12 protein-coding genes and 1 pseudogene are annotated in these 14,081 nt (G+C 62.1%); 8 read left to right on the top strand and 5 right to left on the bottom strand.

The annotated features are described in order from the left end of the window. Window positions 1-4 precede the first annotated feature (4 nt). From QWJ46_RS25150 to QWJ46_RS25135, 4 genes are all read right to left on the bottom strand, one after another. The gene (locus tag QWJ46_RS25150) at window positions 5-1,642 is read right to left on the bottom strand and encodes an ABC transporter ATP-binding protein (protein ID WP_302754485.1); all 1,638 of its coding nucleotides are present in this window, start codon (window positions 1,640-1,642) and stop codon (window positions 5-7) included. After that, on the bottom strand, window positions 1,639-2,787 hold the full coding sequence (locus QWJ46_RS25145; protein ID WP_302754484.1) for an ABC transporter permease: 1,149 nt from the start codon (window positions 2,785-2,787) through the stop codon (window positions 1,639-1,641). Before QWJ46_RS25145 ends, QWJ46_RS25150 begins: the two co-directional genes overlap by 4 nt. After that, complete coding sequence (locus QWJ46_RS25140; protein ID WP_064800271.1) at window positions 2,787-3,875, bottom strand: microcin C ABC transporter permease YejB; 1,089 nt, start codon at window positions 3,873-3,875, stop codon at window positions 2,787-2,789. The genes QWJ46_RS25145 and QWJ46_RS25140 overlap by 1 nt, the downstream gene beginning before the upstream one ends. 150 nt (window positions 3,876-4,025) lie before the next feature. After that, window positions 4,026-5,858, bottom strand: coding sequence for an extracellular solute-binding protein (locus tag QWJ46_RS25135; RefSeq protein WP_302754482.1), 1,833 nt, complete (start codon window positions 5,856-5,858; stop codon window positions 4,026-4,028). A 253-nt stretch (window positions 5,859-6,111) separates the two neighbouring features. Here QWJ46_RS25135 and mepA point away from each other — a divergent pair. From mepA to QWJ46_RS25105, 6 genes and pseudogenes are all read left to right on the top strand, one after another. After that, window positions 6,112-7,184 (top strand): annotated as a pseudogene (gene mepA, locus QWJ46_RS25130) (penicillin-insensitive murein endopeptidase). Between the two features lie 86 nt (window positions 7,185-7,270). Continuing rightward, entirely contained in the window at window positions 7,271-7,651 is a 381-nt protein-coding gene (locus tag QWJ46_RS25125) for a methylglyoxal synthase (protein WP_302754480.1), read from the top strand. A 17-nt stretch (window positions 7,652-7,668) separates the two neighbouring features. Continuing rightward, window positions 7,669-8,694: a glucokinase gene (locus QWJ46_RS25120; protein WP_302754479.1), complete on the top strand. Its 1,026-nt coding sequence runs from the start codon at window positions 7,669-7,671 to the stop codon at window positions 8,692-8,694. Between the two features lie 125 nt (window positions 8,695-8,819). Next, entirely contained in the window at window positions 8,820-10,607 is a 1,788-nt protein-coding gene (locus QWJ46_RS25115; protein WP_302754478.1) for an ABC transporter ATP-binding protein, read from the top strand. Between the two features lie 15 nt (window positions 10,608-10,622). Then, window positions 10,623-11,447 carry a 4-hydroxy-tetrahydrodipicolinate reductase gene (gene dapB / locus QWJ46_RS25110; RefSeq protein ID WP_302754476.1) on the top strand — a complete coding sequence of 275 codons (825 nt, stop codon included), beginning with the start codon at window positions 10,623-10,625 and terminating at the stop codon, window positions 11,445-11,447. 21 nt (window positions 11,448-11,468) lie between these two features. Further along, a complete protein-coding gene (locus QWJ46_RS25105; protein WP_183705438.1) occupies window positions 11,469-12,104 on the top strand; it encodes a 2,3-bisphosphoglycerate-dependent phosphoglycerate mutase in 636 nt (211 codons plus the stop codon). Between the two features lie 44 nt (window positions 12,105-12,148). Here QWJ46_RS25105 and phnF read toward each other — a convergent pair whose 3' ends face one another. After that, window positions 12,149-12,886 (bottom strand): phosphonate metabolism transcriptional regulator PhnF, encoded by a 738-nt coding sequence (phnF, locus tag QWJ46_RS25100; RefSeq protein WP_302754472.1) that lies wholly within the window; start codon window positions 12,884-12,886, stop codon window positions 12,149-12,151. A gap of 110 nt (window positions 12,887-12,996) precedes the next feature. Between phnF and phnG the strand changes: the two genes are divergently transcribed. Further along, window positions 12,997-13,473 (top strand): phosphonate C-P lyase system protein PhnG, encoded by a 477-nt coding sequence (gene phnG, locus QWJ46_RS25095; RefSeq protein ID WP_302754470.1) that lies wholly within the window; start codon window positions 12,997-12,999, stop codon window positions 13,471-13,473. Next, window positions 13,473-14,081, top strand: a complete 609-nt coding sequence (gene phnH / locus QWJ46_RS25090; protein WP_302754468.1) for a phosphonate C-P lyase system protein PhnH — start codon at window positions 13,473-13,475, stop codon at window positions 14,079-14,081. The genes phnG and phnH overlap by 1 nt, the downstream gene beginning before the upstream one ends.

Below are 14,081 nucleotides of genomic sequence, written 5' to 3'. Positions count from 1 at the left end.
TTCTTTACTGCTGCACGGCGGGCGTCGGCACCGCCTCGATGTTGAAGGCGGCCGCCATCAGCGCTTTGGTGTAATCGTCCTTCGGCGCACGGAAGATTTCCGCGGAGGGACCTTGCTCCACCACCTTGCCGAACCGCATGACGATCACATCGTTGGCAAGCGCCTTTACCACCTTCAGGTCGTGGCTGATGAAGAGATAGGCGAGGTCGTGTTTCTTTTGCAGATCGCGCAGCAAGTCGACCACTTGGGCCTGCACGCTCATGTCGAGCGCGGAGGTCGGCTCGTCGAGCATGACAAAACGCGGCTTCAGCACCATGGCCCGGGCAATGGCGATGCGCTGGCGCTGGCCGCCGGAAAATTCATGCGGATATCGCCAGCGCGTCAGGGGATCGAGGCCGACCTCCTCCAGCGCCCAGCAGACACGCTGGTCGCGCTCCTCTGCCGTCAATGAGCGCTCGTGCACTTTCAGCCCTTCGGCGATGATATCGCCGACCGACATGCGCGGGCTGAGCGAACCGTAAGGATCCTGAAAGACGATCTGCAGCTGGTTGCGCAATGGCCGCATTTCGCTGAACGAATAGCCGGCTATATCCTTGCCGACAAAGGCGATCCGTCCCTGAGAAGAGATCAGACGGGTGAGCGCCAGGCCGAGCGTGGTCTTGCCGGAGCCGGATTCACCGACGACGCCGAGCGTCTGCCCGGCGCGCAGGGAAAGATCGATGCCGTCGACCGCCTTCACATGATCCACGACGCGGCGCATCAGCCCCGCCTTGATCGGGAACCAGACGCGAATGTCAGACCCTTCCATCACCACCGGCTTCGACGGATCGGCCAGCGGCGGCTCGCCGCGCGGTTCGGAAGCGAGAAGATGGCGGGTATATTCGTGCTTCGGATTAGCGAAGACTTCTTCGACGGTTCCGGTCTCGACGATCCTGCCCTTGGTCATGACGCAGACGCGATCGGCGAATTTGCGGACGATGCCGAGATCATGGGTGATGAACAGCAGCGACATGCCGTGCGCCGTCTTCAACTGCCGGAGAAGCTCGAGGATCTGCGCCTGCACGGTGACGTCGAGCGCCGTGGTCGGCTCGTCGGCGATCAGCAGTTCCGGCCGGTTGGCAAGCGCCATGGCGATCATGACGCGCTGGCGCTGACCGCCGGAGAGCTCGTGCGGATAGGCCTTCAACCGCTTCTCCGGCTCGCGGATGCCAACCTGGTTCAACAGTTCCAGCACCCGCTCGCGCGCCGGCTGGCCGGTAAGCCCCTGGTGCAGAGCGAGGATCTCGGCGATCTGCTTCTCGATCGTATGAAGCGGATTGAGCGAGGTCATCGGCTCCTGGAAGATCATAGTGATGTCGTTGCCGCGCACCTCTCGTAGCGCCCGCTCCGATGCCTTCAAGAGATCCCTGCCCTTGAACAGGATTTCGCCGGAGGGATGACTTGCCGAGGGATAGGGCAGAAGCCGCAGGATTGAGTTAGCCGAGACCGATTTGCCTGAGCCGGATTCGCCGACGAGCGCTACGACCTCGCCTTTGGCGATATCGAAGGAGACTCGATCGACGGCAAGCGACGTTTCGCCGCCCTGATGAAAGGCAACCGAGAGATCGCGGACGGAAAGAAGCGGTTCTGTCATGTCACTCATTGAAACGTCTTCCTCGGGTCGAAGGCGTCGCGCACGGCTTCGCCGATGAAGATCAAAAGGGAAAGCATGATCGACATGGCGAAGAAGGCCGTCAGCCCGAGCCAGGGCGCCTGCAGATTGGTCTTGCCCTGAGCGATCATTTCGCCGAGCGAAGGGGAGCCGGGCGGCATGCCGAAGCCGAGGAAATCGAGCGAAGTCAGCGTCGTGATCGAGCCTGAGAGAATGAAGGGCAGAAAGGTGAGCGTCGCCACCATGGCGTTCGGCAGCAGGTGGCGCCACATGATGGTGCGATTATTGACGCCAAGCGCACGGGCGGCGCGGACATATTCGAAATTGCGGGCGCGCAGGAATTCGGCGCGCACCACACCGACGAAGCTGACCCAGGAGAAGAGCAGCATGATGCCGAGCAGCACGAAGAAGCCGGGCGGCAGGATGGCTGCGATAATCAGCAGGATGTAAAGCACCGGCATCGACGACCAGATCTCGATGAAGCGCTGCAGCAAGAGATCGGTCAAGCCGCCGAAATAGCCCTGCACCGCCCCTGCCGTCACGCCGATGATTGCCGAGCAGATGGTCAGCGCCAGGCCGAACAACACCGATATGCGGAAGCCGTAGATGACGCGCGCCAGCACGTCACGCGCCTGGTCATCGGTGCCGAGCCAATTGAGATTGCCGAGCGTGCAGCCGGGATCATTCGCCCCTTGCGGATAACCCGAGCAGCGTTCCTCTTTGGTCATCAGCCAGAAGGGCGCGGTGGGCGCCGAATGCGGAATGTTCGAGTTGACCGAGCGGTAGGAATAGCGGATCGGCGGCCAGATCATCCAGCCATTGGCGTTGATTTCGTCCGATATCACCGAGGAGCGGTAGTCGGTTTCGGCGAGGAAGCCGCCGAATTTTTCCTCGGGATAGTCGATCAGGACGGGAAACAGGATTTCGCCCTTGTAGGAGGCGATGATCGGCCGGTCGTTGGCGAGGAATTCTGCAAACAGGCTGAGCACGAACAGCAGCAGGAACAGCCACAGCGACCAGTAGCCGCGGCCGTTCGCCCGGAAATTCTGCCAGCGGCGGATGTTGGTCGGCGACAGCAGTCCCTTGCGCGGCGGTTTCACCGGAGTTGCGGTGGCGGGATTTGCGGCGGCGTCCATCAGACGTCCCTCCGCTCGAAATCGATGCGCGGATCGATCCAGGTGTAGATCAGGTCGGAAATCAGGCTGACGAACAGACCGAGCAGCGAGAAGATATAGAGCGTCGCGAAAACGATCGGATAATCCCGGTTGACCACCGAGAGATAGCCGAGGCGGCCGAGGCCATCGAGCGAGAAGATATTTTCAATCAGCAGCGAGCCCGTGAAGAAGGCGGAGATGAAGGCGCCGGGAAAACCGGCGATGATGATCAGCATGGCGTTGCGGAAGACATGGCCGTAAAGCACCTGCCGCTCGTTCAGGCCCTTGGCGCGGGCGGTGACGACATATTGCTTCTTGATCTCCTCGATGAAGGAGTTCTTGGTCAACAGCGTTGTGGTGGCGAAGGCGGCCAGCGAAAGCGAGATCAGCGGCAGAGTAAGGTGCCAGAAATAGTCGAGCGGCTTCTGCCACCAGGCGAGCTCACCGAAATTGTCGGAAACGAGGCCGCGCAGCGGGAACCAGTCGTAGAAGGAGCCGCCGGCGAAGAGCACGATCAGCAGGATGCCGAAGAGGAAGCTCGGAACGGCATAACCGATAACGATGACGCCCGAGGTCCAGACGTCGAAGGTCGATCCGTCCTTGACCGCCTTGCGGATACCGAGCGGGATGGAGATCGCATAGGAGAAGATCAGGATCCAGATGCCGAGCGAGATCGACACCGGCAACTTCTCCTTGATGAGGTCGAGCACGGAGGTGTTGCGGAAGAAGCTCTCGCCGAAATCGAAACGGATGTAATTCCACATCATCTCGCCAAAGCGCGTCAGCGGCGGCTTGTCGAAGCCGAACTGTTTTTCGAGCTTGGCGATCAGCTCCGGATCAAGCCCTTGGGCGCCGCGATATTTCGAACCTTCGTCGCTGCCGCCGCCACCGAGGAGATCGCCGCCGCCGGACAGGCGCTGATCGGCGCTGTCGGCCTGGCCGGTCAGCTGGGCAATCACCTGCTCGACCGGGCCGCCGGGTGCAAATTGAACAACGATGAAGGAAATTGCCATGATGCCGATAATGGTCGGGATCATCAAAAGCAGGCGGCGAATGACATAGGCACCCATCAGCCTTCAGCCTCCGGGAAAGTATTTCTTGTCTGCACGCCGTTCAGTCCAATGCCGCTCAATCCGCCAGCCTTCCCTTGCCGGCCCCGCCGGCTTGTCGTGATTCGCTCGTGCCATTTGGAGCCCAGGGCGCCGTTAATGCAAGCCCGCTCATTTTGCCGAGGTCGACCACCAGGCATCGGGGAAACCAAGGCTATAGGCCGGAAATTCGGCAGGATGCGTGACTGTGTTCCAATAGGCAATATTAACCGTATCGCGGTAGAACAGCGGGATGACGTAGTGATTTGCCAGCAAGACCCGGTCCATTGCCTTGATCGCAGCGACCTGTTCATCGCGGTTCGGCGCGAAGATAATCATGCGGATGAGCTCATCGACGGCTGGGTTGGCAATGCCGGCGTAGTTGCGAGAACCCTGCTGGTTGACAGAGGCGGATCCCCAATAGTCGGCTTGCTCGTTGCCCGGATTCATTGTCTCCGCCCAGACATTCCAGATCATATCGAAGTCAAAGCTGCGTTCGCGGTTGACAGCTTGCGAAGCGTCGACCGTCCGAACTCGCGCATCGATGCCGATTTTCTTGAGATTGCTGGCATAAGGCACTGCCCAGCGCTCCAATATGGGGCTCGACAATAATATCTCGAAACTCATTGGCTGGCCGGTCTTGGTATTGACCATGCGATTGCCCTTCAGCTCCCAGCCGGCTTCTTTCAGAAGAGCAATCGCCTTTCGGAGGTTGTCGCGGCTCTTCTGCGGATCGCCGCCAACGGGATTGGTATAGGGTGTCGTGAAAACCTCCGGCGGAACCTTGTCCTTCATGCTTTGCAGTATTTCCAGTTCACGACCCTGGGGCAGGCCGGAGGAGGCGAGCTCGGTGTTCCAGAAATAGCTGTCGATGCGCTTGTAACTGTTGAAGGCAACCGTGCGGTTCAGCTCCTCGAAATCGAAACCGTAATTCAGTGCCTCGCGGACGCGCTCGTCCTTAAAGAGGTCACGCCGCATATTGGGTACCAGAGCCTGCAGAATGCCGGTGGAGCGCAGCGGATTTGCAACCTCTTCCTTCTTGAGGCGGCCTTCCTTGACGGCGGGGAAATCATATCCCGTCGCCCAGCGGGCAGCCGTCGTCTCCTGCCAAAAGTCGCTGTTGCCGGCGCGAAAGGCTTCGAATTCGACGTCCCGATCACCGAAATAGGTGTAGATGACGTTGCGGAAATTGTTCTGGCCGACATTCACATTGAGATCCTTGCCCCAATAGTCGTCACGCAGTTCATAACGGATCGTCGCTCCGGGCGAGAAGGACGCGATCTTGTAGGGCCCTGAACCCATCACTGGTTCGAGCGTCGTCTTTGAGATGTCGCGCGGCTTGCCGTCCGGTCCCTGCCCCTCCCACCAATGTTTCGGCACGACGACCAACTGGCCGAGAATATTCGGAAGCTCGCGGTTGTTCTTCTCGTCGAAAGTGAAGGTCACGTCGCGATCGCCGGTCTTTTCGGCCTTTACCACGTGGCGATAGTAGTTTGCGGTGGCGGGATTGTGCTCCTTGGTCTTATCCAGGCTGAAAATGACATCTTCGGGCGTTACCGGCTGCCCGTCCGCCCATTTCGCCTCCTGGCGCAGCCGGAAGGTCGCACTCGAGACGTCGGCAGGGAAGGACAGCCCTTCGGCGAGCAGGCCATAGGACACAAGCAGCTCGTCATCGGCGGGCTTCATTAACGTATCGTATACGAGCGTCAGACCTACCGCCGTCTGACCTTTGGCAAGAAGCGGATTAAAGGTGTCGAAGGCACCGCTCGCGGAAAGGCGCAGATCTCCGCCCTTTGGGGCATTTGGATTGACGTAGTCGAAATGAGCAAAGCCCGGCTTATATTTCATTTCGCTGATGACCGAGCTTCCGATCTGAAACGGCTGCTCTTCACCCATTGCCGTCAAAGGCGTCAAAGCACCCATAAGCGATAGAAACAGACCGATTTTCGACCACAAAGTCGCCATTCACGCATTCCCCTGAATATTGATGGATTCGACAATACGAGAAATAGGGGCGAAAAACAGGAGAGAGTTTGGTTTTTGATCGGCTCGCGAAATTTTGAGCAGCCAGTCCCGTTAGGAACGCCAGTGCTTGGGCGCCGCGGCGATCCGTCCCCGGCTCCTGCTGCGTTCGATCGCCAAATCATCGATTCACCAAAATCGCTTTTCACGATAGATTCTAGCGCAAATCACTTCGACATCGACGTAAGGGAACAGCATGGCTTTCGGCTTCGCTCAGGCTTTCAGGACATTCGGCAGACTGGCGCTTGCCGGCGCGATCGGCGCCGGCCTTGCCGCCGGCGAGGTCGTCGCCGAGCAGAAAACGCCAAGCCCGGGAGCGCCAAGGCGCTATTCGCAGGCGTCAGCCTGCCGACGCAGGGGCCGGCGCAGCCGATCGGCTTTTATGCAAAGGGCTGCATGACCGGCGCGGTGGCGCTGCCGACCGACGGGCCGACCTGGCAGGCGATGCGGCTTTCACGCAACCGCCGATGGGGCAACCCGGCGATGATTGCGCTTCTGGAACGGTTTTCGCAGGATGCGGTCAAATATGCCGGCTGGCCGGGCATCCTCGTCGGCGATGTCGCGCAACCGCGCGGCGGGCCGATGCTCAACGGCCATTCCTCGCACCAGATCGGCCTCGATGCCGATATCTGGTTCACCCCGATGCCGGCGCACCGCATGACGGCTGAGGAGCGCGAGGACCTGCCCTTCACCAGCATGCTGCAGAAGGACAAGTTCCTCACCGTCAACCCCAAAGTATGGACGGAATCGCGCGCGCGGCTCTTGATGCTGGCGGCAAGCTATCCCGAAGTGGAGCGCATCTTCGTCAATCCGGCGATCAAGAAGAAGATGTGCGACACCTGGACCGGCGACCGCACCAACCTTGGCAAGCTCCGGCCGATATACGGCCATGACTCGCATTTCCACATCCGCATCAAATGCCCGCCCGGTGCTGCCGGATGTACGCCGCAAGCTCCTGTCGCCTCAGGGGACGGCTGCGACAAGTCGCTCGCCTATTGGTTCACGCCGGCACCTTGGGCACCGCCGAAACCGCCCAAACCCGGCGCCAAGCCGCCGAAGCCGCCGCGGGAGATGATGGTCTCCGACCTGCCGAAGGCCTGCTCTGCCGTGCTCGATGCCGCTTCCGTCGCTTCGATGCAGGCGGCCACCTATGGCGGGCCTTCCGCCGCAAGCGCCTTCGCCGCCGCTCCGGCAGCCGCCCCGGCTGATGATGACGAGGCGTTGCCGGATGTCGGTCCGGTCCCGAACGATAAGCCGGCGATCCAATGAAGGGGCGGACGCATTGTCTTTCAAATCGCAAATACTTGGTATAAAGCGATCAAATCGATTGAATTGTTGGGGCGGAGATTCACTTCATGGCCGGCAGCAAATGCCTTGCGCTGATCGCGCATGACCAGAAGAAGGACGACATGGCGGCTTTCGCCCGCGCCAATCAGGACCTTCTCTCGCGCTGGAAGATCGTCGCGACGGGTACCACCGGCGGTCGCGTGCTCGATGCCGCTCCCGATCTCGACGTCACCAGGCTGAAAAGCGGCCCGCTCGGCGGCGACCAGCAGATCGGCGCGCTGATCTCGACCGGCGAAATCGACGCGCTGATTTTCTTCGTCGACCCGCTGACGCCGATGCCGCATGATGTCGACGTGAAGGCGCTGATGCGGCTCGCCATCGTCTACGACATTCCGATGGCGCTCAACGACGCGACCGCTATAAAGCTCCTTCCCACACTCGAAGCCTGATCAGCACGGAACCGGCCATGCCCAAACCCAGCCACAGCACCGCTCCGCTTCCCTTCCCGATCCTGATCGGCGATATCGGTGGCACCAATGCCCGCTTCTCCATCCTGACCGACGCCTATGCCGAGCCGAAGCAGTTTCCAAACGTGCGCACCGCGGATTTTGCCACGATCGACGAAGCGATCCAGAAGGGCGTGCTCGACAAGACAGCGGTGCAGCCGCGTTCGGCGATCCTCGCCGTCGCCGGCCCGATCAACGACGACGAGATCCCCCTGACCAATTGCGACTGGGTGGTGCGGCCCAAGACGATGATCGAGGGCCTCCGCATCGAGGACGTGCTCGTTGTCAACGATTTCGAGGCGCAGGCGCTGGCGATTGCAGCCCTGTCGGATGAAAACCGCGAACGCATCGGCAGCGCCACCGGCGACATGATCGCCTCGCGCGTCGTGCTCGGACCCGGCACCGGCCTCGGCGTCGGCGGGCTTGTGCATGCCCAGCATACTTGGATCCCGGTTCCCGGCGAAGGCGGCCACATCGATCTTGGGCCGCGCAGCAAGCGCGATTATCAGATCTTTCCGCATATCGAGACGATCGAAGGTCGTGTTTCGGCCGAACAGATCCTCTGCGGACGCGGCCTCGTCAATCTCTACAACGCCATCTGCGTGGTCGACGGCATCCAGCCGACGATGAAGGATCCGGCCGAGATCACCTCACATGCGCTTGATGGCAGTGACAAGGCCGCCGTCGAGACCGTTTCGCTGTTTGCCACCTATCTCGGCCGCGTGGCCGGCGATATGGCAATGGTCTTCATGGCGCGCGGCGGCGTCTATCTCTCCGGCGGCATCTCACAGAAGATCCTCCCGGCTCTGAAGAAACCGGAATTCCGGCAGGCTTTCGAAGACAAGGCGCCGCATAGCGCCCTGCTTCGCACTATTCCGACCTATGTCGTGACGCATCCGCTGGCGGCGCTCGCAGGGCTTTCGTCCTATGCGCGCATGCCGGCCAATTTCGGCGTATCGACGGAAGGCCGCCGGTGGCGGCGCTGAGCCCAGCGCCCCTCCCCGCGGGCCGCACCCGCGGTCTAGCCAAACCAGTCCCAACTCTTTATAGAGCCGGCCAAAGTGCGCGCCACGTACACGACGCGCTCAGTCTCGGACAGGAAGCTTGATATTTGGAAGCCGTGGAAAGCAGAAAGCAGAGCGTCAGCAGCGATACCGTCACCGGCATCCTGAAGCGCATCATCGCTGAAAACGGCCGCGACCATCTCTGGGGTTATGTCTTCGCGATCGTCTGCCTCGTGGTCGTGGCGCTTTCGACGGCGTTCACCGCCTGGATCATGCGGGCGATCATCGACGAGGCCTTCGCCAATCGCCGCGCCGACGTCGTCTGGATCATCTGTCTTTCGATCTTCATTGCCTTCGTGCTGCGCGGCTTTGCCAGCTACGGCCAGGCCGTGGCACTTTCCAAGGTCGGCAACAATATCGTCGCCCGATATCAGCGCCGCCTCTATGCGCATCTGATGACGCTTTCCGTCGGCTTTTTCAGCGAGGCACGCTCGGCTCATATCGCCGCGCAGGTGAGCCAGAACGTCAGCGGCATCCGTGACGTGCTCAACCTGACGATCACCTCGACGGTGCGCGACCTCCTGACCTTCGTTTCGCTGATCGGCGTGATGGTCCTCCAGGACCCGCTGCTCAGCCTCGCCGTGTTCATCATGGCGCCGCCGCTGCTTTACGCGCTGCGTTATGTTTCGAAACGCCTTCGCTCGGCAACCCGCGAGGCCGTGCATCTGAACAGCCACGTGCTGGGGGCCATGCAGGAGACGATCCAGGGTATTGCCATCGTCAAAGCCTTCACGATGGAAGAGGAGCTGGAGAACAAGGTCAACAAGCTCATCACGGCCGCCGAAAACCGGGCGAACCGGATTGCCCGGCTTTCCGAGCGAACCTCGCCGCTGACGGAGAGCTTCGCGGGCTTTGCCGTCGCCAGCGTGCTTGCCTATGCCGCCTATCGTTCGATCTATTACAATGTCGCCCCGGGCGCCTTCTTCTCCTTCGTGACGGCGCTGCTGCTTGCCTATGACCCGGCCCGCCGCCTTGCCCGCCTGCAGGTGCAGATGGAACGCGCCGTCGTCAATGCGCGGATGATCTACGAATTGCTGGACATGGAGCCGCGCCAGCGCGACCTGCCGGATGCCAGGCCGCTGACGGTGACGCAGGCGAGAGTCGAATTCCGCAATGTTTCCTTCGCCTACGGCAATGAAAGCGTGCTGAACGGCGTCAGCTTCGTCGCCGAGGGCGGAACGACCACGGCGCTTGTCGGCCCCTCGGGTGCGGGCAAATCCACCGTCATCAGCCTCATTCCGCGCTTCTACGATCCGCGCGAAGGCGAGATCCTGATCGATGGCCAGGATATCGCCCACATCACCAAGAAGTCGCTGCGCCAGCAGCTCGCCTATGTCTCGCAGCAGCCCTACCTGTTCGAAGGCACGATCCGCGACAATATCCGCTATGGCCGGCCGGAAGCGACCGATGCCGAGGTAGAGGAGGCGGCCCGGCTTGCCTATGCGCATGATTTCATCTCGGCGCAGCCGCAGGGCTACGATACGCCGGTCGGCGAAAACGGCGTGACGCTTTCGGGCGGCCAACGCCAGCGGCTGTCGATCGCTCGCGCTTTGGTGCGCAACGCGCCGATCCTGCTGCTCGACGAAGCGACTTCCGCGCTCGACACCGAATCCGAGGCCGCCGTGCAGAAGGCGCTCGACGAGGCGATGACCGGGCGCACCGTCGTTGTTATTGCCCATCGGCTTTCGACCGTCGTGCGCGCCGACAAGATCGTCGCCATGCAGCAGGGCCGGGTCGTCGAGGAAGGCAATCATGAGACGCTTGCGAAGGTCAGCGACGGTCTTTACGCTCGCCTCAACAATCTTCAGAGGCCCTCGGCCTCGGACTCATACTAACCTGGTGAGACTGACATGAGCGATGCTGCGATGAAACTGGTGGTGGTCGGGGCAGCTGGACGCATGGGGCAGACGCTGATCCGGCTCATTCATTCCATCGAGGGCGTGGTGCTGCATGCCGCCGTCGAGCGCGCCGGCTCGCCTTTCGTCGGCAAGGATGCCGGTGAAATCGCCGGGCTCGGTCCAAGCGGCGTCATCATCGGCGACGACCCGCTCCAAGCTTTCCTGCATGCCGAAGGCGTGCTCGACTTCACCGCGCCTGCCGCCACGGTGGAGTTTTCAGGTCTCGCCGCTCAGGCCCGCATCGTCCATGTCATCGGCACGACAGGCTGCTCGACCGAGGACAACGCGAAGATCGCCGCCGCGGCCCGCCATGCCCGCATCGTCAAGTCGGGCAATATGAGCCTCGGCGTCAATCTGCTCAGCGTTCTGGCCGAGCAGGCGGCACGGGCGCTCGATCCCGCAGACTGGGACATCGAAATCCTGGAAATGCACCACAAGCACAAGGTGGATGCCCCTTCCGGCACCGCTCTCCTGTTCGGCGAAGCGGCCGCCAGGGGCCGCAATATCGATCTCGCCCCGAAATCGGTGAGGGTCCGCGACGGTCACACCGGCGCCCGCAAGGCGGGCACGATCGGCTTTGCGACGCTGCGCGGCGGCTCGGTCATCGGCGAGCATTCCGTGCTTTTTGCCGGCGAAGGCGAAATCGTCACCCTGTCGCACAGCGCGGGAGACCGCTCGATCTTCGCGCGCGGCGCCATCAAGGCGGCGCTCTGGGCGCGCGACAAGAAGCCGGGTCTCTATTCCATGCTCGACGTGCTCGGGCTTTCTTCCCAATAACGACATATCGGAGGCATATTCATGAGCGGTACCCTCGTCCTCGTTCGCCACGGTCAGAGTGACTGGAACCTGAAGAATCTCTTCACCGGCTGGAAGGACCCTGACCTGACGGAACTTGGCATCCAGGAAGCCAAGGCCGGCGGCGCCGCGCTTGCCGAATACGGGATCAAATTCGACGTCGCCTATACCTCGGCGCTGGTACGCGCGCAGCACACGCTGAAGCTCATCCTCGACAAGGTCGGCCAGCCCGATCTCGAAACGATCCGCGACCAGGCGCTGAACGAGCGCGATTACGGCGACCTCTCCGGCCTCAACAAGGATGACGCGCGCGCCAAGTGGGGCGAGGAACAGGTGCATATCTGGCGCCGTTCCTATGACGTGCCGCCGCCCGGCGGCGAGAGCCTGCGCGACACCGGCGCCCGTGTCTGGCCCTACTACCTCACGGAAATCCTGCCGCGCGTGCTGCGCGGCGAGAAGGTGCTGGTCGCCGCCCACGGCAATTCGCTGCGCTCGCTGGTCATGGTGCTCGACAAGCTGACCAAAGAAGGCGTGCTCGCCCTCAATCTCGCGACCGGCGTTCCGATGGTCTACAAGCTGAACGCGGATTCCACCGTGGCTTCCAAGGAAGTGCTGGGCGATATGTCCGGCGCGCACTGAATTCTGTGAGGCGTGCCACCGAAATCGGTCGGCACGCCAAGCCCTCAGTTCTCGATCGTGAACTGCACCCGGTCGGCTGCGAAACGGCTGATCGAATATTGCACCGGCACGCCGTCGAGATCGGTGTTCATCGCCTTGGCGATCAGAAGGATCGCGCCGGGGGTGAGTTCCAGGTCGGCAAGGTCGGCTGTCGCAGCATGGGCGGCCGTCACCTCGGTTGTCGCGCGGACATAATCCACCAGGCCAAGCTCGGCGAAAGCCTTGGTGATCGATTCATGCTTTCGGTAGGCCTCGCCGATCCCGGCGAAGCGTTCAGCGGGAAACCAGCTCGTCGCCTTTGAAACCGGCCGCTTGTCCGCCTCGCGCAGCGTTTCCAGCCGGATCACCTGTGCTCCCGGATTCAGGCCCAGCCAGCGAGCGATCTCGGCACTCGCCTCCTCCTTGGCCTCATCCAGCAGAAGACCGCGCATCTCGCGCGCCTGATCGCCGATGCCCGCGGTGAAGCGCGTGCGCCGGGTGATGGGGAAGTTCAAGCGCTCCTTGCGCTCGATAAGAGTGCCGCGGCCTTGAACCGCACGCACGATCCCCTCCTGCGCTAGCGCCGCCAGCGCACTGCGCACCGTATGCCTGTTAACGCCGAATTGCAGCGCCAGCACCGTTTCCGGCGGCACCATTCCCGTTTCGTCATATGCTCCGTTGCCGATCGCCTCGCGAATTCGATCGGCGATCTGACGCCAGAGCGCCACACCTGTCTGCCTCTGCACCTGCTTCAGTCCTGCCATTCTGCCCCTGCCTTGCCCCACGATGTCACACGCTTGTCACGACACCGATTTAAGGCTAGGTATAGCTTGTATGGTTGTCTATATCAATAGACATTTCGAGGAAAGCAGCGATGATATCAGCGGACAAGACAGACGCCGCGTCGCAGACGGTCCCGGAGCGCAAACGCGCCGCCGATCTGCTGGCGCGCGCGGAACGGGGCGAACTCCAGGCAGCCTGGGATGCGTTGCCGCAGAAGCCCGTGGCTTATCCGGTGCGCGGGCCGGAGACGGGACTGGTGATGGTGCGCGGCCGCATCGGCGGCGGCGGAGCTCCCTTCAATCTCGGCGAGGTGACGGTGACGCGCGCAACGGTGCGGCTCGAGTCCGGTTCCATCGGTCATGCGCAGGCGCTCGGCACCGACCGGGAGAAGGCCCGTCTTGCGGCGATCTTCGACGCGCTCTGGCAGGAGGAAGCGACCAGGGATTTCGTCGAACAGGCGCTGCTTTCGCCGATCGCCGCGCGCATCGCCGCCACTGAGCTCCGCAAGGCGGATGAGACAGCGGCAACCCGCGTCGATTTCTTCACCATGGTACGGGGAGACAACTGATGGGCCTTGCGACAGAAGCCTTGACCGGCGGCTTTGCCGAGCCGGTTTTCCATGCGCAGAGCGTCTTTAAAATGCTGATGGACGGCATGGCCCGCCCGGGCACCATTCAGACCGTTGAGCCCGATGTCGATCCGCCGGCGCCACTCGGCATTGCCGCCGGCGCGATCGCGCTCACCCTTTGCGACCACGACACACCGGTCTGGCTTACCTCGGGACTGGCGAAATCCACCGTGCCGGAGTGGCTCGGCTTTCATACCGGCGCGCCCCTGACCGCCGAAAAGGCCGATGCCCGCTTTGCCTTCATCGAGACGGGCACTGCGCTTTGCTCCTTCGGCCTGTTTGCATCAGGCACGCAGGAATATCCCGACCGCTCGACGACTGTTGTCATCGAACTTCCCGAACTCGAGGGCGGACGCAGGCTGGCGCTGATGGGTCCGGGCATCCAGAGCGTCGCGGAGATCGCACCGTCCGGCCTGCCGGAAACCTTTCTCAGACTCTGGACCGAGAACCGTGCGCTCTTCCCGCGCGGCATCGACATCGTGCTGACCTCGGGCAGACGCTTCGTCTGCCTGCCGCGCACCACCAAGATCACAGCAACGGAGATCTGA

Source organism: Rhizobium sp. CBN3 (assembly GCF_030518245.1).
Classification (GTDB): domain Bacteria; phylum Pseudomonadota; class Alphaproteobacteria; order Rhizobiales; family Rhizobiaceae; genus Rhizobium; species Rhizobium aethiopicum_A.
The sequence above is the reverse complement of the archived record's forward strand: the minus strand, read 5'-3'. Positions and strand labels throughout refer to the sequence as shown.